This is a genomic window from Aminivibrio pyruvatiphilus (assembly GCF_004366815.1).
GTDB lineage: Bacteria > Synergistota > Synergistia > Synergistales > Aminobacteriaceae > Aminivibrio > Aminivibrio pyruvatiphilus.
This window is the reverse complement of sequence record NZ_SORI01000012.1, coordinates 1-19,684: the sequence shown is the minus strand read 5'-3', so window position 1 is coordinate 19,684 and position 19,684 is coordinate 1. Positions and strand designations below refer to the sequence as shown.

20 protein-coding genes are annotated in these 19,684 nt (G+C 60.9%); 6 read left to right on the top strand and 14 right to left on the bottom strand.

The annotated features are described in order from the left end of the window. Positions 1-70: 70 nt before the first annotated feature. Genes C8D99_RS09515 through C8D99_RS09490 form a run of 6 tightly spaced genes read right to left on the bottom strand, consistent with a single transcriptional unit; the run spans position 71 to position 3,543 of the window. Positions 71-835, bottom strand: a complete 765-nt coding sequence (locus C8D99_RS09515) for an Mrp/NBP35 family ATP-binding protein (RefSeq protein WP_133957908.1) — start codon at positions 833-835, stop codon at positions 71-73. 18 nt (positions 836-853) lie between these two features. Further along, complete coding sequence (locus C8D99_RS09510) at positions 854-1,192, bottom strand: NifB/NifX family molybdenum-iron cluster-binding protein (RefSeq protein ID WP_133957907.1); 339 nt, start codon at positions 1,190-1,192, stop codon at positions 854-856. Next, complete coding sequence (locus C8D99_RS09505) at positions 1,189-2,064, bottom strand: ATP-binding protein (RefSeq protein WP_133957906.1); 876 nt, start codon at positions 2,062-2,064, stop codon at positions 1,189-1,191. The genes C8D99_RS09510 and C8D99_RS09505 overlap by 4 nt, the downstream gene beginning before the upstream one ends. Beyond that, positions 2,061-2,903 (bottom strand): nucleotide-binding protein, encoded by an 843-nt coding sequence (locus C8D99_RS09500; protein ID WP_133957905.1) that lies wholly within the window; start codon positions 2,901-2,903, stop codon positions 2,061-2,063. Before C8D99_RS09500 ends, C8D99_RS09505 begins: the two co-directional genes overlap by 4 nt. After that, a complete protein-coding gene (locus C8D99_RS09495; RefSeq protein ID WP_133957904.1) occupies positions 2,900-3,286 on the bottom strand; it encodes a NifB/NifX family molybdenum-iron cluster-binding protein in 387 nt (128 codons plus the stop codon). The genes C8D99_RS09500 and C8D99_RS09495 overlap by 4 nt, the downstream gene beginning before the upstream one ends. Then, positions 3,283-3,543, bottom strand: coding sequence for a DUF5320 domain-containing protein (locus C8D99_RS09490; RefSeq protein ID WP_133957903.1), 261 nt, complete (start codon positions 3,541-3,543; stop codon positions 3,283-3,285). Before C8D99_RS09490 ends, C8D99_RS09495 begins: the two co-directional genes overlap by 4 nt. A 273-nt stretch (positions 3,544-3,816) precedes the next feature. Between C8D99_RS09490 and C8D99_RS09485 the strand changes: the two genes are divergently transcribed. After that, positions 3,817-4,362: a Fur family transcriptional regulator gene (locus tag C8D99_RS09485; RefSeq protein WP_133957902.1), complete on the top strand. Its 546-nt coding sequence runs from the start codon at positions 3,817-3,819 to the stop codon at positions 4,360-4,362. 65 nt (positions 4,363-4,427) lie between these two features. On the opposite strand, the gene C8D99_RS09480 is transcribed toward C8D99_RS09485, so the two are convergent. Both C8D99_RS09480 and C8D99_RS09475 read right to left on the bottom strand, forming a co-directional pair. Beyond that, the gene (locus C8D99_RS09480; protein WP_133957901.1) at positions 4,428-5,729 is read right to left on the bottom strand and encodes an NCS2 family permease; all 1,302 of its coding nucleotides are present in this window, start codon (positions 5,727-5,729) and stop codon (positions 4,428-4,430) included. Between the two features lie 31 nt (positions 5,730-5,760). Further along, positions 5,761-7,482 (bottom strand): adenine deaminase, encoded by a 1,722-nt coding sequence (locus tag C8D99_RS09475; RefSeq protein ID WP_133957900.1) that lies wholly within the window; start codon positions 7,480-7,482, stop codon positions 5,761-5,763. Positions 7,483-7,823: 341 nt separating this feature from the next. On the opposite strand from C8D99_RS09475, the gene C8D99_RS09470 reads away from it, so the two are divergent. Together C8D99_RS09470 and C8D99_RS09465 are read left to right on the top strand one after the other, a co-directional pair. Then, positions 7,824-8,039: a type II toxin-antitoxin system HicB family antitoxin gene (locus tag C8D99_RS09470; RefSeq protein WP_133957899.1), complete on the top strand. Its 216-nt coding sequence runs from the start codon at positions 7,824-7,826 to the stop codon at positions 8,037-8,039. After that, a complete protein-coding gene (locus tag C8D99_RS09465; protein ID WP_133957898.1) occupies positions 8,036-8,260 on the top strand; it encodes a type II toxin-antitoxin system HicA family toxin in 225 nt (74 codons plus the stop codon). Before C8D99_RS09470 ends, C8D99_RS09465 begins: the two co-directional genes overlap by 4 nt. 134 nt (positions 8,261-8,394) lie before the next feature. Here C8D99_RS09465 and C8D99_RS09460 read toward each other — a convergent pair whose 3' ends face one another. From C8D99_RS09460 to C8D99_RS09445, 4 genes are all read right to left on the bottom strand, one after another. Next, positions 8,395-9,735, bottom strand: coding sequence for an SH3 domain-containing protein (locus C8D99_RS09460; protein ID WP_133957897.1), 1,341 nt, complete (start codon positions 9,733-9,735; stop codon positions 8,395-8,397). 124 nt (positions 9,736-9,859) lie between these two features. Continuing rightward, positions 9,860-11,173, bottom strand: a complete 1,314-nt coding sequence (locus C8D99_RS09455; protein ID WP_133957896.1) for a TRAP transporter large permease — start codon at positions 11,171-11,173, stop codon at positions 9,860-9,862. 9 nt (positions 11,174-11,182) lie between these two features. Next, positions 11,183-11,728, bottom strand: a complete 546-nt coding sequence (locus C8D99_RS09450; protein WP_133957895.1) for a TRAP transporter small permease subunit — start codon at positions 11,726-11,728, stop codon at positions 11,183-11,185. Between the two features lie 93 nt (positions 11,729-11,821). After that, positions 11,822-12,889, bottom strand: coding sequence for a TRAP transporter substrate-binding protein (locus C8D99_RS09445; RefSeq protein ID WP_133957894.1), 1,068 nt, complete (start codon positions 12,887-12,889; stop codon positions 11,822-11,824). Between the two features lie 207 nt (positions 12,890-13,096). Here C8D99_RS09445 and C8D99_RS09440 point away from each other — a divergent pair, with 207 nt between their 5' ends. From C8D99_RS09440 to C8D99_RS09430, 3 genes are read left to right on the top strand one after another with little or no spacing between them, the layout of a single operon-like run. Beyond that, positions 13,097-14,341 (top strand): MFS transporter, encoded by a 1,245-nt coding sequence (locus tag C8D99_RS09440; RefSeq protein ID WP_133957893.1) that lies wholly within the window; start codon positions 13,097-13,099, stop codon positions 14,339-14,341. Beyond that, positions 14,338-15,183, top strand: a complete 846-nt coding sequence (locus C8D99_RS09435) for an IclR family transcriptional regulator (protein WP_166670114.1) — start codon at positions 14,338-14,340, stop codon at positions 15,181-15,183. The genes C8D99_RS09440 and C8D99_RS09435 overlap by 4 nt, the downstream gene beginning before the upstream one ends. Positions 15,184-15,185: 2 nt before the next feature. After that, complete coding sequence (locus tag C8D99_RS09430) at positions 15,186-16,130, top strand: hypothetical protein (protein ID WP_133957891.1); 945 nt, start codon at positions 15,186-15,188, stop codon at positions 16,128-16,130. An 89-nt stretch (positions 16,131-16,219) separates the two neighbouring features. On the opposite strand, the gene C8D99_RS09425 is transcribed toward C8D99_RS09430, so the two are convergent. After that, positions 16,220-17,461, bottom strand: a complete 1,242-nt coding sequence (locus C8D99_RS09425; protein ID WP_166670113.1) for an OmpP1/FadL family transporter — start codon at positions 17,459-17,461, stop codon at positions 16,220-16,222. Between the two features lie 82 nt (positions 17,462-17,543). Then, positions 17,544-19,328: a DegV family protein gene (locus tag C8D99_RS09420; protein ID WP_208321142.1), complete on the bottom strand. Its 1,785-nt coding sequence runs from the start codon at positions 19,326-19,328 to the stop codon at positions 17,544-17,546. Positions 19,329-19,684 lie beyond the last annotated feature (356 nt).

Genomic DNA, 19,684 nt, shown 5'->3' with positions numbered 1-19,684 from the left:
GCAATCGCAGATTGAGGAAGCCAATAAAAAACGCCCCTCCGGAGAGGGGCGCCCATGAAGTCGAATCCGGCTACATCTTTTCCTGCAACCCTTTGGTCAGAACCGAGAAGACTTCTTCGTTGCCATAGTTCTCGATAGTGCCGCTGTCGGCCATCTCCGCCAGTGCGGGGTCAAGGGGGAGGCTCCCCCAGAAGGAAGCGCCGAGGTGTTCCAGGAGGGCCGGAGAATGGCTTTTGCCGAAGAGCTCCACCCGCTTTCCGCAGTCGGGGCAGACAAAGGCGCTCATGTTCTCCACCACGCCCGCGAGGGGGACGGAGAGCATTTCCGCCATCTTCGCCGCCTTCCGCACCACCAGGGAGGCAATCTCCTGGGGGGAGGTCACCAGGAGGAAGCCGTCGAGGGGAATGGTCTGCATCACCGTGAGCACGGCGTCGCCTGTTCCCGGGGGGAGGTCGATGAAGAGCACGTCGAGATCCTCCCACTTCACTTCAGTGAAGAACTGGGTCACGGCGTTGCCGAGCAGGGGCCCTCTCCAGACCACGGGCTTCGCCGGGTCGTCCAGCAGGAGGTTCATGGAGATGACCCTGATTCCGAGCTTCGTCTTCGGCGGCTCGATCCCCTCGGCGTTCCCGAAAGGAAAGGTTCTGAGCCCGAAGAAGGTGGGAATGGACGGCCCGGTGATGTCGGCATCCATGATGCCCACTTTTTTCCCCTGACGGGCTGCTGCCACGGCGAGAAGGGACGTGACGGAGCTCTTGCCCACGCCGCCCTTTCCGCTGCCCACGGCGTAGATTTTTTTGATCTGCTTTTTGTCGCTTTTCGGCGGTAGAGTCATGAATGATGTCCGCTCCTTCTATTTGGCTATTTTTTCAAGGGATGAGTTTTTGTATCCGTCCAGGGCCTGCCTGACCGTCATTCCATCGGCACAGAATGCCTCCATATTCGCCTGCTGCAGAAAACCGAGGGCGTTCGGTCCCATCCTGGGAGCCAGCAGAACGGAAACCTGTTTCTGCGACAGGGTCATAAGGGCTTTGGACGCCGCTCCGTGCTGCTCTGCCCCGGCGTCGTTTTCAAAAGCCTCCAGGATGTTTCCTTCTTCGTCCGCTATGATGAAAAAGGGTGCGCGGGCAAACCTGTCCGCCACCTGGGATGTTTCCTCTTTTCCCGATGCCGCGACTGCGATCCGGATCATTGTCCCAGCCTCCCTGTTTTTCGTATTGAACCCCACAGTGCCGGCAGTGCGTCCCCCATCTCGGGGACGGGTATGCGGCCTGCGCCTACGGCCTCTGCGATTCTTTCGTCGAAAGGAACCGTGCCGAGAAGGGGCCATCCTTGCTCCCCGCACGTTTTCTTCAGGGTTTCCGTGAGTTCCTCCGAGAGGTTCCACCGGTTGATCACGATACCGAAAGGCACCGCCAGTATACCGCACAATTCCGCAGCCCGACGGAGATCCGACAGGGCGGACCGGGAGGGCTCGGAAACGATCACAGCGAAATCGGCCCCCGTTACCGACGAGGTTACCGGGCAGCCGATGCCCGGAGGCCCGTCGGTGATTATGAGCGTCGCCCCGATTCTTTTCGCTTCCTTCCGGGCTTCCTTCCGCAGAAGGGCCACCATCAGGCCGGTGTTCTCTCCGCCGGGATTCAGCCGGGCATGCCACAGGGGCCCCAGGGCGGTTTCTCCCCGGCGTATGGTTCCCCGCTCGATCTTTTTTTGGGAAATGCACTGCTCGGGGCACACGAAAAGGCACACCCTGCACCCCTCGCAGAAGCCTTCGTCGACGACGGCCTTTCCGTCCCGGACATGGATCGCGTCATACCTGCAGGCCGATTCGCAGATCCCGCATCCGCTGCACCGTTCCCGGTCCGCGTCAGCTATGGACATGCCCGAAAAGGGCTCACGGTGCGTCTCTGCGGGATGCAGCAGAAGGGCCAGGTTCGGCGCGTCCACATCGGCGTCCGCAAGGATTTTTCGCTCTTCCGCGACGGCTGCGAGAGAGGCCGTCAGGGTGGTCTTTCCGGTTCCGCCCTTGCCGCTGATTAAGACAACCTCCCGGATGCTCATGAGAATCTCCTTTCGATCTCCGACCAGAGCGACCGTGTGGTTTCAGCCCATCCGGCATCGGTTTTGAAGGGCGATTCCCCCCGGGCCCCGCATTCCGCCGCGGAGCGGGAGAACGGGAAGCGTGCGAGGATCTCCGTGCCGAACCGTCTGCACAGGTCTTCGAGCGGGACGTTGCCGATGCCCGTCTTGTTGATCACGAGAGCGGAAGGAATTCTCATGTCCGCCGTCAGTTCAAGCATGCCCTCCAGGTCGGACCGTCCGAAGGGTGTGGGCTCCGTCACCAGCAGGGCCATGTCGGCATGGCGGAGGGACGCCGCCACGGGGCAGGCAGTGCCGGGAGGACAGTCCATCACCCAGTCGGAAGCCCCAAGCGTTTCCGCCTTTTTGACTGTTTCCCCGATGACGTGCACCGTATTGACGCTTCCGACCCGGAGTCTTCCCTCAAGGAAAGAAATGCCGCCGCACTTTCCTGACCTGACCTCGCCGACCGCCTGTTCCTCCTCGAAAATCGCCCCCGGGGGGCATACCCTGGAACAGAGCCCGCACCCCCGGCACAGGGATCCGTTGATGACGGGAATCCCCCCGCCCAGCCAGGCGATGGCCCCGTAAACGCAGGCCTTCGCACATGTGCCGCAAGAAATGCATGCGCTCCCGTCGATTTTCGCCGACGGCATCGTAACGGACAGGGCTTCAGTTTCAGCGCAGCCGAGCAGAATGGAAAGGTTCGGCTCCTCCACGTCAAGATCGATCGCCAGTACCCGAGGCCTCGCAAGCACAAGGGAGGCCGAGATGCTTGTCTTTCCCGTGCCTCCCTTGCCGCTGGCCACCGCTATTTTCATTTTCCGCAGTCGTGACCGGATTCGTGGCTGCAGTCCTGGTCCGCTCCGTGACCGCAGTCGGTCTCCACGGTCCGTACCGCTCCGGCAAGAAGGGCCTTCACACCTTCTTCGGCATCCATGGAAGGTACCGTGAGAACCCGGACTCCAAGGGCCTGAAAAAACTGCTTTGCCTTGACGCCCATTCCTCCGGCCATAACGACGTCCGCCCCCATGGATTTCACCCAGTTGGGGAAAACGCCAGGGGCGTGATCGGCCGAAGGTGCCGGGATGACCTCCCTGGAAAGCTCTTTCCCATCCTCAAAGGTCACGAAAAGAAACTCCCGGACTTTCCCGAAGTGTTCCGAAATGATATTCCCGTCCAGAGCGATGGCCGCCTTCGTCATTCTCCCCTGTCCTTTCCGAGCCGCGCCTGCAGCTCATCCATCCTGGATCTGAGCATTTCCATCTCCTGCCGGAGAGCCTGCTCCTCCATCTCCGGCGTGACCGGGGCCGCCCATACGCCGCCGAACCCCCGTCCCATGCCGAACCTGCCGTATCCGGCAAAGCCGCGGCCCATACCTCTGCCGCCGCCGCACCATCCTCTTCCCCAACCTGTCATGGGCCCCATTCCGAGGGGTCCCGTTCCGTTCCGTGCAGGCATTGTTCATTCCTCCTTTAATGATACTGATTATCAGTTGCATAATAGACCCCTTTGTGCCATTATGTCAAGAGGAAAACCATGACCCAAATCCGCTTTTTTTCAGGCAGAGGGAGTATCGCCGGGCACAGCGCCCGGGCCGGGAAACCGACAGGGATGTCGGTTTCAGGTGCAGTTGTCATGGACGACAATCTGCACCGGCGGCCCAAGCGAGCACCGGTGACGCTCCCCGCTGCCGGCGGATTTTAGCATGATTCCCCTGCAGGAGGAGATTCTATGGACGAACAGCAGCATGAAAGCGCCGTGACCGGCTTTCTTGAAAAACTGAAAGGCAGGGGCCTCCGGCTCACTGCCCAGCGGGAGGTGCTCTTCCGGGTAATCGCCGAAAACCTCGGCGTGCCTTCCACGGTGCAGGACATCTGGGGAAAAACCCGGGACCTCGACCCCTCCATCGGCATCGCCACGGTCTACAGGACCATCAACCTTCTCGCCGAGATGGGCGTGGTGAACGTCATCTACCTGAACGAGGGGGAATTCCGGCTCGAAATGCCGGAACAGAAGCTCCATATCTCCGCCTTCTGCCGCCACTGCGGGTCCCTCGTTCCCCTGGGAGAAGAGGCACAAAAACAGGAAACCCTGGAACAGTGGCTTGCGGATGCGGGTTTGGAGCTGCTGCCCCAGTCCCTCGCCATCGCCGGCCTGTGCGGAAAATGCCGGGAAGAGCTGAAGGACGAGAACGCCTCCCCGGCGGACCAGGGACCCTTCGGACGGCCGGGGCACTGCCCGAGGCGCCGGAGGTTTCGCGGAGGACAGGGGCGGTAATAAAAAACAGGACCTCCCGGACAATCCGGAAGGCCCTGTTTTTTTACGGTTGAAAAAACCGGCCGCTAGAAAAAGATTTCCTTGGCGATAAAGAGAACCGCCAGGCCGAGCATGATGGGGCTGACTTCCTTCGCTTTGCCGCCGAGGATCTTGAGCACGGCGAAAGAGATGATGCCGAACTCGATGCCGTGGGCGATGCTGTAGGTGAAGGGCATGACGAAGAGGGCCACGCACGCGGGGACGAAGTTCGTCCAGTCTGTGAAGTCCAGGTCCTTGAGGCTCGCCATCATGAAGATGCCCACGAGGACCAGCGCGGGAGCCGTGGCACAGGCGGGCACGATGGAGACGATGGGGGAGAAGAAAAGGGCCAGCAGGAAGAGAATTCCCGTGACGAAGGCCGTGAGGCCCGTCCGGCCTCCCTGCTCCACGCCGCTGGCGCTTTCCACGTAGGAGGTCACCGTGGAGGTTCCGAGCACGGCTCCCGCCGTGGTTCCGATGGCGTCCGCCATGAGGGCCCGGCTCGCCCTTGGCAGCCTGCCCTCGGAGTCGAGCATGCCGGCCCGGTTTGTGACGCCCACGAGGGTTCCCACCGTGTCGAAGAAGTCAACGAAGAAGAAAGAGAACATGACAATCCAGAAGTTGGGGTTGGCCAGCCCCGAGAAGTCCATCTTCCCGAAGATGGGCAGAACGGAAGGAGGCATGGAGAGAACGCCGTCGGGCATTTTCGTCACGCCGAGAGCCACGGCGAGTGCCGTGACGGCGAGGATGCCCCAGAGGATGGACCCTCTCACCTTCCGGACTTCCAGGGTCACCATGATGAAGAATCCGGCGAAGGCGAGAAGGACCTCCACGGACTTCATGTTCCCGAGGCCGACGAGGACCGCGTCATTCTTCACGATGATTCCGGCGCTCTGGAGGCCTATGAAGGCGATGAACAGGCCGATTCCCGTGGAGATTCCTATCTTCAGCGACTTGGGAATGCCGTTGACGATGCTCTCCCGGACTTTCGTGAGGGTGAGAAGGATGAAGAGGATACCCTCGATGAAGATGGCGGCCAGGGCCACCTGCCAGGAGATCCCCATGCCGAGGACCACGCCGAAGGCGAAGAACGCGTTGAGCCCCATGCCCGGCGCGAGGGCGATGGGGTAGTTGGCCATGAAGGCCATGAGGAACGTGGCCAGGGCGCTCGCCAGACACGTGGCCGTCATGAGGGCACCGAAAGGCATGCCGGCGTTCTGCAGAATTCCGGGGTTTACGAAGATGATGTACGCCATGGTCATGAACGTGGTGATTCCTGCCAGGACCTCCGTGCGGACGTCCGTTCCCGCCTCCTTCAGATGAAAGCGGTTTTCAAGCAATGAAGCCATTGCAACTCCTCCCCTTCTATTGAGAATGAATTCATTCCGTAAAGAGTGACTGGATGCCTCCCCTGCCCAGATCCACGTACCCCTGGTCGGTGAGCTTGAGTTCGGGGATCACCGACAGGGAGAGGAAGCTCATGGCCATGAAGGGATGGTCCACGGTGGTGCCGAGGGACCGGGCCGCCTCTTCCGCCGCCTCCAGGCCCTTTATGACCTCATCGGCGCTTCCCGGATTCATGAGGCCTCCCACCGGAAGGCCGAGGGAGCCAAGGACTTCCCCGCCCCGGATCGCCACAATACCGCCTCCCTCGGAGGCCAAAAATCCGAGGGCCGTTCTCAGGGAAAGGATGTCCGTTCCGGCGGCCACAAAATTGTGGGCGTCGTGGGCCACGGAGGACCCTATGGCCCCTTCTTTCAGCCCCAGGCCGTGGACGAAGCCCAGGGCAAGGCGTCCGGTGCCGCGGTTCTTCTCCAGGACGGCCAGCCAGCAGATGTCCCTGGAGGGGTCGGCGGCCGCCAGCCCGTCTGAGACAGGGGGATCCATCACCAGGTGGTCCGTCACCACCTGCCCGGGACGGAGTCCCACCACCCGGATCTTCGCTCCACCGGGAACAAAAACTTCAAAAGCTTCTTTTTCGGGGACGGAGATGTTCCCCCGGGCGGAAGCAGGCGCCTCCACCCTCGGGACAGGGCCGCAGAGGAGCCTTCCGTCCCGGGCAACGAGCCTTCCCCGCTTCCATACTCTTTTCACGGAGCAGTTCTCCAGGGAGTCCACCGCTGCAAGGTCGGCGATCCTTCCCGGCGCCACCGCTCCCCTGTCTTTCCAACCGAAGTATTCCGCCGGGGTGAGGGTCACCATACGAAGGGCCGCCAGGGGCGAAATGCCGGACTTCACGGCGAGGCGGATCTTCTCGTCCATGTGCCCCCGGTCGCGGAGATAGCGGGCGGAGAGGTCGTCGCTCACCATCATGCACCGGCTCGAGCGGGCCTCGTTTCCCCGCACCAGGCAGGCCAGCTCCTCCAGGTTGTGCTCCGTGGCCCCTTCCCGGATCATGAGCATCATGCCCCGGCGGAGCTTGTCCAGCCCCTCTTCGGCGCTGAAGCTCTCGTGATCGGAATCGCACCCGCTGAGGAGATAGGCGCACAGATCCTTCCCCGTCAGGCCGGGAGCATGGCCGGACTTGGCCCGCGTTCCCGAAGCGTAGAGTTTCGCCCAGAGGGCGGGGTCACCGCCGGTCACACCGGGATAGTTCATCACTTCGCCGAGGGAATCGCACCACCCTCTGGCGAACATCTCGGCCACCGCCCCCGCGTCGAGCTCCTCGAAGGGCGTCTCGAAGGATGAAGCGGGAACGCAGGACGGTGCCGTGAAGAAGAGATCCACCGGGCAGTTGAGGCTCTCCCTCCACATGTACTCCACTCCCGCCATGCCGCAGGTGTTGGCGATCTCGTGGGGATCGGGGGCAGCCGCAGTGGTGCCACGGACCGCGGCGAGTTCCGAAAAGGCGGCGGGGGTGAGCATGGTGCTCTCGATGTGGCAGTGGCCGTCGATGAAGCCGGGAACGATGACCATTCCCGACAGGTCTTCTTCCCTGACGCCTTCGTAGCCCTTGCCGACCCCGGCAATCCGTCCCCCGAAAAGGGCCACGTCCGCTTCTTCGTACTCCAGGGTGAAGACGTTGGCCACCCGGGCTCCCCGGAGCACCAGGTCCGCGGGGCGGTCACCCCTGGCAACAGCGAGATATTCCGAAACATTCACAGGTTCATCCCCCCGTTCTTTTCCATGGTGAAGTGTAGCGGAAAGGCTTGCGGAGCGCAATACCGGAAGGCATCCCTTGTTACCGGAAGGCATCCCTAAATCCGCAGGCAGCGGGGAGCGTCACCGGTGCTCGCTTGGGCCGCCGGTGCAGATTGTCATCCTTGACAACTGCACCTGAAACCGACATCCATGTCGGTTTCTCGGCCCGGACGCTGTGCCCGGCGACACTCCCTCTGCCAGGAGAAGCTGCGGATTTAGGACATCGCTTCCGCCTTCCCTCTCTTGGATGCGCGGCGTGATCATGATAGAATTCTCTTGCACATTCGGGGAGGTGACATTCCATGACCAGGCAATTCAGTGTGATCATCGAGCAGGACCGGGACGGTTATTACGTCGCTTCGGTACCTTCCCTGCGGGGATGCCATACCCAGGCAAAATCGCTTGATGAGCTTTCAGTCCGCATAAAGGAGGCAATCGAGCTGTGCCTTGAAGTGGAGGGCGACGATCCGGAATTTCTTGACTTCATCGGGGTTCAGCAGGTCAGCGTTCCGGTATGACGCCGCTGCCTGCCCTCACCGGAAAAATACTGGTGACCGCCCTGGCAAAAGCAGGATTCAACGTTGTCCGTATCAGGGGCAGCCATTATTTTCTGCGGCACAATGACGGCCGCTGCACCGTTGTCCCTGTTCATGCCGGTGAAACCATAGGACACGGTCTGCTGGCGAAAATCCTCAAAGACTGCGACCTTTCCCGGGAGACTCTCGAACAGCTTCTTTAGGACATCCAGGCTGATTCTGCCATTTTCCCGGAATCAGTTTTTTTCGAAACACCGCCCCCCCGGGCAGCGGTTCCTTCGGGAACCCATACGCCTTCGGCCCATGCCTCCTGAAGAGCTCACCGTAACCATTTTCCTCAATCCGGCATAGTCCCTCTTGAGGCAGGAAGGGCCATCCTGTTCAGCCGGTCCGCGAGAAGCCGTCCGGGCAGATGGTCGGACAGGTCCGATCCCAGGTCGAGGGTAGAGATAACGTTTTTCCCCACCACGTGCCGGCCTTCCTTTCCGTTCCGTTCGGTCCGTATGCCCCACATGTTGTGCAGGACAAGGGGCTCTCCCCTGTACGTGCCGATGTAGAGCATGACGTGCCCCGGCATTCCGAGGAGCGTCAGGAAGGGAACGCCCTTTCCGGCGATGAGGGCCTTCTTTTCAGCGGGGGAAAGACCGTCCAGGGGGATCACTTCACCCGTTCCGGCCTGGGCCGCAGAGTTGCGGGGAAGCCAGATGCCGAAGGGCAGCAGCAGGTCCCGGGTCATGGCGCTGCAGTCCCGGTTGCCCAGAAACCCGCCCCAGCCGTAGAGTTCACCCGTAAACTCCTCCGCCGCGGAGGCCAGCCTCCATGGCGTCAGGGGCAGCGGCACGGGCTCCACATCATCGGCAGAAACGGCAGCCTGGCTCACCCCGAGGTTCCCGTCCCTGTCGCGGAAGGGAACGGCCACCAGGTGTCCGGCAATGCCCTTCCGAACCAGGGGCAGGAGGGTTCCCACCTTCGCCCGGAAGAGGGCCGTCCCCTCGCGGCGGAACACTGTGTTCTCGGAAACCACGGCGGCGAGGGGGAAGCCCATCCATCGCTCCGCCGCCGCTCTGTCGGCGAAGGCCAGATCGTGGAGTTTCATCCACCCCGAGGCATAGGACGTGTCGCACCACGCCCAGAGGCCGTCCTCCGACAGGTGGGAGACGAAAAGGGGCTCACCGGGGTGAACGAGGCTGTTCTGGAGATAATCGAAGGGATATCCCTCTCCCGGAAGGTCGGGGGACAGGAAGACGGGTTCGTCGGTGGGCATGAGCCTCAGGGAGGAGGGCCGCACGGAGGCGGCGAGCCGGTTCAGCTCCCCTGCCGCCCCGATCCTGGATGCCTTCCGCTGTTCCTCCGCCCACGAGAAAGGCCTGGGCTGGAGGTTCTCGCCGAAAATGCCGCCCTTTCCGTAGCGGTCGAAAACCCATTCCAGGGTTTCTTTCGCCTTCCTCGGCTCCGTCTGTGCCCAGGGGGAGAAAAAGCGTTCCCTCATCTCATGGAGGAGCTCCTTCCGCCGTTCCGCCGGAACAAGGGGAACGTCCGGGAGGGAAGCCGCGTGGAACATGGGAGACTGGGGCACCGACAGCCCCGCCAGGGCCTCGGCCCGCACAGAAAAAAAGACAAGAAAGCCCGTCAGGAACAGGAACGCACAGAAACACCGCATGCTTATCTTTCTACTCATATAAACCCCTCCCGTCCTCTTGGTGCGGCCATGGAAGGAACTCCCGGCCGCCGGCTTTATTGTACACGCCCATGGGGAAATAAAAAAAGGCGGGGCTGTTCGCCCCGCCTTTCCGTCTGACCGGTTATTTGAACAGCAGATCCGGAAGCCAGGTTACGATCCTGGGGAACAGGATGCACAGTACCAGGCAGAAAAGCTGGGTTGTAACAAAGGGAACAATGGAGCGGTAAATGTCCGACATGGTGACCTCCTTCGGGGCAATACCCTTCATCATAAACAGCATGGTACCGAAGGGAGGCGTCAGATACCCCGTCTGGGTGTTCACCGCGTACAGAACCCCCAGCCACAGGGGATCGAATCCATACAGCGGCATGAGGGGAAGAATGATGGGAAGGGTTATCATGAGGATGCTCCACGCGTCGATCACGCACCCGAGGAGGAACCAGACAACCTGTATGCCGATCAGCATGGTCCACCAGCCCACCTGGTACTCCCGGACAAGGTTGACCACCATCCTGGAAGCTCCCAGCCCCATGTAGACGGCAGCGAATCCCTGGGCGGCAAAGAGTATCCACATCATGAAGCCCTGGACCTGGATGGTGGTGTAGGCCACGCTCTTGATCAGGTCCCAGGTCAGCCGCCTGTGAATGGCGCTGCAGACGAAAGCGCCCAGGGCCCCCACCGCCGCGGCCTCCGTGGGCGTGGCGATGCCGCTGTAGATGGATCCAAGAACGGCCGTGATAAGGAGAAGGGGAAGGATGACTCCCTTGAGCGAGGCTATTTTCGCGTCCCAGTCGGCCCTCTCTTCCACGGGAATGGCCGGTCCCATTTTCGGATTGATATAGCACCTGATGAGAATGTAGCCTACGATCAGCAGTGAACAGACCAGGCCCGCGGCCATTCCGCCGGCGAAGAGCCCGCCGATGGATACCTGGGCCATGGTGCCGTACAGCACCAGGGCTATGCTGGGAGGAATGAGGGGCCCCAAAACCCCTCCGGCCAGAATGCAGCCGGTGGCGATCCTCTTGTCGTATCCTCTCTTCAGCATCTCGGGCAGAGCCATGACGCCCATCATGACGACTCCGGTGGAGGCAATGCCGGACATGGCGGCTATCAGGGTGCAGACAAGAACCGTGCCCACCGCCAGCCCGCCCTTGACGCCCCCTGACCAGCGGTACATCATCTCGTAGAGGTCTTCCGCCACGCCGGAACGCTCAAGAACCACCGCCATAAGGACGAAAAGGGGCGCCGCCACGAGGGTCGTGCTGGACATCATGGAAAAGGTCCTGGCCAGAATGATGAACAGCGATTCAGGGCCCCAGAACACTCCGGTGAACACCACAGCCAGCCCTCCGAGGACGAAGGCGACGGGAAGGCCCGAGACCAGGAGAAGGAGCATGCTGCCGAAGAGCAGAATCGAAATGAGCTCGATACTCATAACATCACCTCAGTTTCCGGCAGCGGTTTCAGCATCCGCCGCGACGACAAAGTCCCGCCCGGTCACGGCCAGGTACGCGTCCTTGATGGTCTTGGTCATCCCCTGGAGAAGCATGAGAAGGGAGGCAAAGGGTATGGCCATCTTGATCGGCCAAACGTATGGCCCCCACGTGCTGTCGGAAAATTCGCGCACTGTAAAGCTTTCCCATGCCCAGGGAATGCTCTTCCAGAGCAATGTTCCCACAAAGACGTAGAACATGGTCCAGGTAATAAGGTCGAGAACGGCCCTTCCCCGTTTGGAAAGGCGGATATAGAGAACCTCCACGTTGACGAAGGCCCCCCTCTGCAGGGCGTAGGCACCGCCGATCACAAAGTGCGCGCCGTAGAGCATGCAGGACGTCTCGTGAGCCCAGATGGTAGGGCGGGTAAAATAATAGCGCATGACAACCTCGTACACCAGCACGAGCATGGTCGGATAAATAAGAAAGCTCGTGGTCTTGCCGATAAAGTCAATCGCGGCATCAACGCATCGAACGAAACCTCTTAAAAACTGCAATCGCCTCACCCCATCGAAAGATTCCGCCGCGGACGGCGTAAAAGAAATACCCCCTCCCGGAGAAAAGAAGGGGGTACCCTTGCGGATGAACTCTTATTTTATGTATCCGTAGTCCTTCATGAACTGCTTGATTATCTCGACGGCCTTGATGACCCTCGGATCCTTCTTTCCCTGCTCTTCGGCGATCTTGTCAAGATAGGGAATGCTGAATTCCTGGGTAATCCTGACCACTTCTTCAGGGCTGAACTCGGTGTAGGTGGTTCCCCACTCCTTGAAGGACTTGTTGAACATTTCCTTTTCCTGCATGGTCACGGCGTCCATGTAATCCTTGTTGAAAACTTCGGCCGCCGCCTCGACAATGGCCTGCAGATCCGCAGGCAGTTCATTCCATGCTTTCTGTGAAGCCCAGAGTTCCATACCCTGGGGTACCTGGAAGGCGGGACCGACGAAGTACTTGCAGACCTCGTAGAGCTTCAGGTCGCGGTACAGCCACCATGCGGTGCCGCTGCCGTCAAGAGTGCCCATGGCGATGGCCATGTAGGTCTCCGGATGGGGAAGCATGACGGGGGAAGCGCCGAAGTGCTCCACAAAGTCGGACATGGAGCCGAAGAAACGGACTTTGAACCCCTTGAGATCTTCCAGGGAATTGATGGGCTTCTTGCTCCAGAAGTAGGTGTTGCCCACGCTGTGGCATCCGAGGTACTTGATGCCCCGCTCGGCAAGGGCTTCTCCCACAAGCTGGTCGATTCCCCTGTGATGGAACAGTTCGTTGAACTCGTCGTTGGTCCTGGTAACGAAAGGAGGCATATTGGGAGCCGTGATCCATCCCATGGGGATGGCACCCCTGAAGAACAGGGAACTTGTGTTGGAGATCTGGATCATGTTCGCCTGGAGGGCCTTGTCCACTTCCGCGTAATCAACAAGCTCTCCCGCATAGTGCAGGCTCATTTTCAGCCTGCCGCCCGACATTTTTTCCACTCTTTCGATAAACGGCTTGATTACGGATTCGACTGCAAGAGAACCGGGGGTATGATGGCTCTGGAATTTCCACTGGAACACCTTTCCATCCGCGGCAAGGGCGGGTGAAATAAAACCGACTGCGAAAACGCTTGCGACAAATGCTGCGACCACGAACAATGCACCAAGGTTTCTGTTCCTCATTAAAGCACCTCCCTCAAGATTAATTCCGTGTTTCTAGAAAACTCAAATATCTTGGAGCATGGCTTTTTATTATCCTCAACATGGGTATATTGTCAAGGGACCAGGCTGCGGAAAAACACCGCCGCGCTTGACAGGGACACGCGAAAGATATACTCTGTTGCCATTCACGCAAAACAATATTTTGACAGTCAAAACGAGGATTTCGGAATGAAATCGGAAGATCGGCTGCTTGTCGTCATGGTGGTGTCAATCTTTTTGGGATACATGCCCTGGTACGGTTTTTCGGCCGTATCATCGCCGATGTGCCAGGAGTTCGGCCTGACTACATCCGATATGGGGCTCATTCTCGCAGTTTTCCAGCTGGGGTATGTCCTCACGGTCATCGCGAGCGGCATGCTTGCCGACAGGATAGGAAACAAACCCGTGCTCGTGGGCGCCACCCTTGTGACAGGCATTTTTTCCCTTCTATTCGCGCTCTTTTCCCGGGGCTTTCTGAGCATCCTCGTCTTTCGCCTGCTGACCGGCCTCTCCGCAGGGGCCATATATGCTCCCGGCATGTCGCTCCTCTCTTCGTGGTATCCGCCCCGCAGGCGCGGCATGGCCCTCGGGGCCTACACTGCAGCCCTCACCGCCTCGTATGCCGGCGGATACGGCATCGCCGCCCCCCTTGCCTCGATGTTTTCGTGGCGCTGGGGCATCACGGCGATCTCCCTGCCGGTTTTCGCGGCAGCCGTCCTTCTTTGGCGATGTGTTGAGGAAAGGCCTGCTTCCTCAGGGGAACCGGCCCCGGCAGCAGTTCCGAAAGAACCCTTTCGCCTCCGGGCCATGTTTCCGGGCGGCCTGAAAGCTCCCATTCTGCTGACCGTCGCATACTGCGGCCATATGTGGGAACTGTACGCCTTCTGGGGATGGATCGGACCTTTTCTCGCCGCATGCGCCTTCTCACGGGGGTGGACCATGGAAGGAGCTTCGGCTTTCTCGGGGATTGCCGCCTCCGGCATCATTCTTTTCGGAAGCGTCGCGGTGGTCGCCGTGGGAAAACTCTCCGACCGGGCGGGACGGCGCCGGGCAATCCTGATCGCCGGGACGGCGAGCGTCATCGGAGAATTCTTTTTCGGCTTTCTTGAGGGAATGCCGCTCCTCCTCGTTCTGTTTCCGGCAGCGTGGATCGGCTTCTGGTCGGTGGCGGATTCAGCGGTGTACAAGGCGGGTCTTGCCGATCTCACGGCGCCCGGGATGCGGGGAACCGCCCTGGGCATCCAGTCGGCGGCCGGCTTCCTGTGCACTGTGATTTCACCTGTCGTTTTCGGGCGGCTTGTGGAGGCAGGAAACGGCTCCGGATGGGGAACGGCCTTCCTGAGCCTGGCCCTGGGAGCGACGATCGCGCCGCTGGCCGTCTTCTTTCTTCCGGACGGCCGGACGGGGAAGAAAATGGGAGGGGCTCCGTCGTGAGAAGGAAAGAAAATCCGCGTCAGCTGCTCCAGTCCGTCATCCGGGCGTTCCGGATCGCCGAGATGCTTGCCGAAGAGGGGGAACTCGGGGTTACAGAGATCGACGGCCGGCTCGGCATCGACAAGAGTACGGCCTACAGGATTCTCGCGACCCTGAGGGAAATGGGCTATGTGCGGCAGAACCCCCTGAACAGCAAATACTCCAATACCCCGAAGTTCTCCCTTCTGGGGGGTACGGCTCCGGATATGCAGCTGATCCGGGAGCGGGCACGGCCCGTGCTGCGCTCCCTGTCCGAAAGGGTGGGCGAGGCGGTGAATCTCGGCTGTCTTGATGGAACCGACATCGTGTACGTGGAAAGGATCCAGTGCAACGAAATGATCCAGGTAAACCTTCCGGTGGGCCGGAGGATGCCCGCCTACTGCTCGGCTCTCGGGAAGGCCATTCTCGCCTTTCTGCCCGCGGAAACCGTGGAAAAACTCTTCTCCGGCACATCCTTCGTGCAGTACACGGAACGGACGGTACAATCGCTGAGCATTCTCCTGGCGGAACTTGAAGCGATCCGGTCGGACCGCTTCGCCCGGGATCTGCAGGAGTCCCACCCGGGGCTTTCCTGCCTTGCGGCCCCGGTCTTCCTTGCCTCGGGAAAGGTCGGAGCGGGCATCAGCGTTTCCTTTCCGGCCTTCCGCCATCCCGACATGGAGGAGGCCGAAAGAACCATCGTCCCCGCCCTTCTGGACGCAGCGGTAAACATAAGCGGGGAACTGGGGTACAGCGGACGGAACCATGAACACGACCTTCCGGGCAGGCAGCCGGTCCCGGAGAAAAAACGACAGGAGGAATGAACATGGCAGTAACGCTTGATGCAGTGTCAAAAATGATGGAACAGGCGGGAATTCCCGGACGGGACCTTTACGACCGGCCCGCGAGCGGAAAGAGTTTCCCCGACGGATGCCACTATCGCATCGAAATGTCGGGCGTGGAGGGGCCGAAGGTCCTCGAGGCCCTGATCAGGGAGCGGAGAAAGCGCAACGTCCCCATTCACCGGCTGGTCTCTTTCTGCCAGGGAGGAACCCTCTACGACGACGCGGAACTGAAGGACTTCGCCCAGATGGCCGCCGAGGAAAAGATGGAAGTCATTGCCATCCCCGGACCGAGGAACGCGTGGGACATCGGGCGGCAGTTCGTCACCCCCGACGGCCAGCGCTGCGGGGGGCTGAATCATCGCGGATCGGACGAAATCCGCAAGGTAATCGCCGACATGCTGAGAATGTACGAGATCGGTTTCCGGGGCTTCATGCTCGTTGACCGGGGCGTTCTGGCCCTCGTGGGCAAAATGCAGGAGCAGGGGAACTTCCCGAAGGACATCGTCATCAAGCTGTCCGTCTGGGCGGGAGTATCCTCCCCCGCGGGAGCCCTTCTGGCCCAGCAGCTCGGCGCAAGCTCCTTCAACCCCGTGGCGGACCTCACCCTGCCCCAGATGGCCGCCATCCGGTCGGTGACGGACATCCCCATCGACTTCTATATCTGGACCTTCGACTCCTACGGCGGATCGAACCGCATGTACGACGCCCCGGAAGTCGCGAAGGTCTACGCGCCCTGCTACTTCAAGTTCGAGCCGGCGCCGACCGCAGGCTACTACAACCCCTTCAACTCCGACGAGGAGCACATGCGCCTCATGGAGAAAAAGGTCAAGTGGGCTGAATGGGCCATCGAGCACGTCGCCCTCAACGAGCCGGGGGTGCGTGTTTCGCCCCAGGGAGCGCCGGACCTGCACGTTCCGAAGGTCTGACGGACAGATATCCTGCCGGAAAAAAAGCGGACCCTTTTCAGGGTCCGCTTTCGATTTTTTTCTCCGCCCCCGTATTCCCCCGGAATCTGTTAGAGCCTCATGCTGAAGCTGATCACAAAAATATCGGCGCCCATGTCATGGGAGCGGGAATTGCGGATTCCCTCCGAGGACCGCTCTTCGAAATGTCTGTCGCCGGCGATCAGGTACGTGTAGGCGAAATCCAGGGCCCAGTTGTCCTTGGAGTAGCCGAAGCCGATGGACAGAAGCTGCCGGTCTCCCGTGGGTACCTGGTAGTCCAGCGTCGAGAGGGGCATGGGCTCCTGGTCGTAGGTGTAGCCCAGCCTCCAGGTCCACTCGGGGGAATGTTTGTATTCGAAACCGATCTGGTACCGCCAGACGCTGCCCCAGTTCTTCGGAGTGAAGGACCTGGTGGGCAGTATCCCCAGGAGGGGCTTGTCGAAGTTGATGATCAGGGACTCATAGCTGTCCCACCCGGTATAGATGGCCCCGGCCTCCACGTTGAGCTTCGGGGTGAACTGCCTGCTGACACCGAACATGAACATCTCCGGCAGGGTGAGGTCCACGCTGCCCCCCGTGGAGTCGGACCCCATGAACCCTTTTGCGGTCGCGGTGCCCGAAAGGGCGAGCTTCACCCTGCTCCGGTAATGGAGCCCGATCCTCGTCGCTTCGTCCATCCTGTAGTGGAGTCCCACGTTCCAGCCGAAGGCGATGTCGTCCCCCTTGAGCCGGAAGTCTATATCCGTGGCAGGGTTCGGTGCGGCGCCCCTGGTCGGATCGATCTTCTTTCCCAGGTCGGCCTCGAGCCACAGGGCCTCCGCGCCCAGGGAAAGGGAGAGGGACTCATTGACCTTCCATGCGATGTTCGGGTTGACCGAAACAGATTCGATCATCGCACGGTAGCTGTTGTACCTGCCGAACCAGTCCTCGGGGAAATCGGTCCCGAGACCGAAGCGGGGCATCACGGCGACGCCGAACCAGAGACTGTCGTTCATCTGCCTCGTATAGTACATGGCCGGCAGGATGAAGGTCCGGTCGTTCTGGTCCGTGCCCGCTCCTCCTAGGGGGGAAATCTTTCCGTAGGGAAGGAGAAAGGCGGCGGAGGTCAGAAAGGCGCTCCCGGGGATCTGGGTGATGCCGGCCGGGTTCAGGGCGAGAGCCGAGGGATCGTCCGCCCGTCCCACCAGAGCCCCGCCGAGGGCGTTCCCCCTGGCGCTGAAGTCGTAGAGGGCAAACCCGGCCCCGAAGGCCGCCGATCCTGCCGCGAAGGATAATAAAAGCGCGATGGATGCGATGCGTACGAGATGCTTCAAGCCTTCCACCCCTTCCGGAAATGTTCCGCAGTTCCTGCAGCCGCCGGCCGCCTTCACGAACCGTTCACTGCCCATTCAGTCTTCAGTTTTCCAGGATCACGGCGAACCCGGCCGACCCCGGTCCCGTATTGATTCCGATCACCGGCGAGATCTCCATGGTGTATTCAGGAGCCCTGCCGCAGGCTTCTTCCAGGGCGGCCGCCAGCTCTTCCGCCGCGCCGGGGGCTTCGGCGTGGAGAACCGCGTATTTCCACAAACCATGGCTGCCGGTCAGCCTTTTGAACTCGTCCAGCATCTTCCTCCGGTTGGCCCGCTCGCTGCCGGGCCTGCCGAAGCCGGACGCCTTCCCTTCCGGGTCCACGGTGATCATGGGGAAGAGATTCAGCATGGTCCCCACGAAGCCCGCCATGGCCCCCGCCCGTCCTCCCCGCACAAGGTAGCGGAGGGAGTTCAGCCCCGCGAAGATCCTCGTCCGGGGAATGGCCTGACCGACGATCTCCAGTATCTCCCCGGCACTCTTCCCTGCAGCGGCTGCTTCGGCGGCCTTCAGCACCAGGAGGCCGAGGGCGCCGGACAGATTTTTGCTGTCAAGAACATGGATTCCCTCGCCGCCCACGTGGTCGGCGGCCTTCCGGCTCACGCTCCAGGTTCCGCTGAGGGCGGACGAGAGATGAATGGAAATGACGCTGTCATAGCAGGATTTCAGAAAGGAGTACCGCTTCACGAATTCGCCGAAGGCGGGCTGGGATGTGCTGAACGTTCTTTTCGTCTCCCTGAGGTCCGAATAGATCTCCGCGGGCTTCAGGGTCAGCCTGTCCAGGTATTCGCACCCCCCGGAAGATATGGTGAGGGGGACGGTGTGTACCTGGTACCTGTCCAGGAACTCCTGGGGCAGGTCGCAGCAGGAATCGGTCAGCAGCGCCACGGACGACAGGGGGTGATTCCGCGCCTCCACCTGCCTCCGCATGTCGTCCACCTTCTGGAAGCTCAGTCTCCCCATTCGCGAGAGGCGGCCCATCACCCCGGCGGGGTGGTCTGTGTGGACATGAACCCTGAACTTCCCCCCGCCGCCTCCGGCCACCACCGAGTCACCGTGCCGGGAGAGAATGTCGATGAGCTCCGGGCGGGAAATCCCCTCCCCGTGGAGGACTGCCTCCGTGCAGTAGCGGAAGGAGGGCATTTCATCCTCGTGGACGTGCTCCCCGTCCCGGGGGGGAACGGCCGAAGCGGAGCTTCCCGGGAACTGCCTCGGATTTCCCTTCTCCACAAAGTCAGCCACACCCTCGAGGAAGTCCACGAACCCCTGGGCGCCCGCATCCACCACATGCTCCCGGGCCAGCAGCTCCATTTTTTCCGGAGTCTCGCTCAGGGAACGTCTGGCCGCTTCCAGCGACAGGGGAAGCAGAACGGCGAAATCCCTTTCCTTTTCGCTGATCCGCCGGACGGCGTGGGCCCAGTCCCTCATGACCGTCAGGATGGTTCCCTCGACGGGCCTGTGCAGGGCTTCCTCCGCGAAGGGAACCGCCGCGAGGAGGCTCTCGGCGAACACTGGCGCGTCCGCCCTCGGATAGGGCTCGAACGCCCTGGCGAGTCCGTGGATGAACTGGCAGAAGATGATCCCCGAATTGCCCCGGGCCCCGGAAAATGCGGCCTCCGCCATGGAGGCCGCCGTCTCGGCGAGTGACCTGGAGGGATGCGTATGCTCCGCGATGGACCTGCAGGTGAACACCATATTGTCTCCCGTATCCCCGTCCGGGACCGGAAAAACGTTGATCCTGTTGAGATGCTCCCTCCGCCGCTCAAGAGCGGCGGTTCCCGCCAGGAAGGCGTTCCGGAATCTCTCTCCGTCGATACGTCGAACTTTCATCCTCAAGGGCGAAAAAACCTCCGTCGTCGGTTTTGCCGGCGAGCACGGCGGGAAAAAAGTCATGCTCCCCGGAAAGAACCGGGAATTGGCGGTAAGGATCGCTTTCTTTCTTCAGGAATGCTTCGCTGATTTTCGGCATTATATCGTTTTTTGCCCGGCTATGTCACCCCGAAGTGACATCCTAAATCCGCACCCTGAAAAATAAAAAACCTCTCTGGACTGTTCGGAGAACAGTGTTAAGGTAGTGTTTGCGACGACACGACCCTTCACCAGAGAGGTGCGTTCATTATGACGGAAAAGGCGAAGAAAATCCATATCGAACTGAAGAGCGGTGAAAGCGGCATAACATCCTTCGC

Bases quoted from the DNA above. Each gene is read 5' to 3' on its own strand.
- C8D99_RS09445 (WP_133957894.1), bottom strand. From the start codon at position 12,889: ATGAGGAACAGAAACCTTGGTGCATTGTTCGTGGTCGCAGCATTTGTC.
- C8D99_RS09510 (WP_133957907.1), bottom strand. From the start codon at position 1,192: ATGATCCGGATCGCAGTCGCGGCATCGGGAAAAGAGGAAACATCCCAG.
- C8D99_RS09505 (WP_133957906.1), bottom strand. From the start codon at position 2,064: ATGAGCATCCGGGAGGTTGTCTTAATCAGCGGCAAGGGCGGAACCGGA.
- C8D99_RS09430 (WP_133957891.1), top strand. From the start codon at position 15,186: ATGGCAGTAACGCTTGATGCAGTGTCAAAAATGATGGAACAGGCGGGA.
- C8D99_RS09455 (WP_133957896.1), bottom strand. From the start codon at position 11,173: ATGAGTATCGAGCTCATTTCGATTCTGCTCTTCGGCAGCATGCTCCTT.
- C8D99_RS09500 (WP_133957905.1), bottom strand. From the start codon at position 2,903: ATGAAAATAGCGGTGGCCAGCGGCAAGGGAGGCACGGGAAAGACAAGC.
- C8D99_RS09515 (WP_133957908.1), bottom strand. From the start codon at position 835: ATGACTCTACCGCCGAAAAGCGACAAAAAGCAGATCAAAAAAATCTAC.
- C8D99_RS09470 (WP_133957899.1), top strand. From the start codon at position 7,824: ATGACCAGGCAATTCAGTGTGATCATCGAGCAGGACCGGGACGGTTAT.
- C8D99_RS09480 (WP_133957901.1), bottom strand. From the start codon at position 5,729: ATGGCTTCATTGCTTGAAAACCGCTTTCATCTGAAGGAGGCGGGAACG.
- C8D99_RS09440 (WP_133957893.1), top strand. From the start codon at position 13,097: ATGAAATCGGAAGATCGGCTGCTTGTCGTCATGGTGGTGTCAATCTTT.
- C8D99_RS09460 (WP_133957897.1), bottom strand. From the start codon at position 9,735: ATGAGTAGAAAGATAAGCATGCGGTGTTTCTGTGCGTTCCTGTTCCTG.
- C8D99_RS09485 (WP_133957902.1), top strand. From the start codon at position 3,817: ATGGACGAACAGCAGCATGAAAGCGCCGTGACCGGCTTTCTTGAAAAA.
- C8D99_RS09490 (WP_133957903.1), bottom strand. From the start codon at position 3,543: ATGCCTGCACGGAACGGAACGGGACCCCTCGGAATGGGGCCCATGACA.
- C8D99_RS09495 (WP_133957904.1), bottom strand. From the start codon at position 3,286: ATGACGAAGGCGGCCATCGCTCTGGACGGGAATATCATTTCGGAACAC.
- C8D99_RS09420 (WP_208321142.1), bottom strand. From the start codon at position 19,328: ATGAAAGTTCGACGTATCGACGGAGAGAGATTCCGGAACGCCTTCCTG.
- C8D99_RS09465 (WP_133957898.1), top strand. From the start codon at position 8,036: ATGACGCCGCTGCCTGCCCTCACCGGAAAAATACTGGTGACCGCCCTG.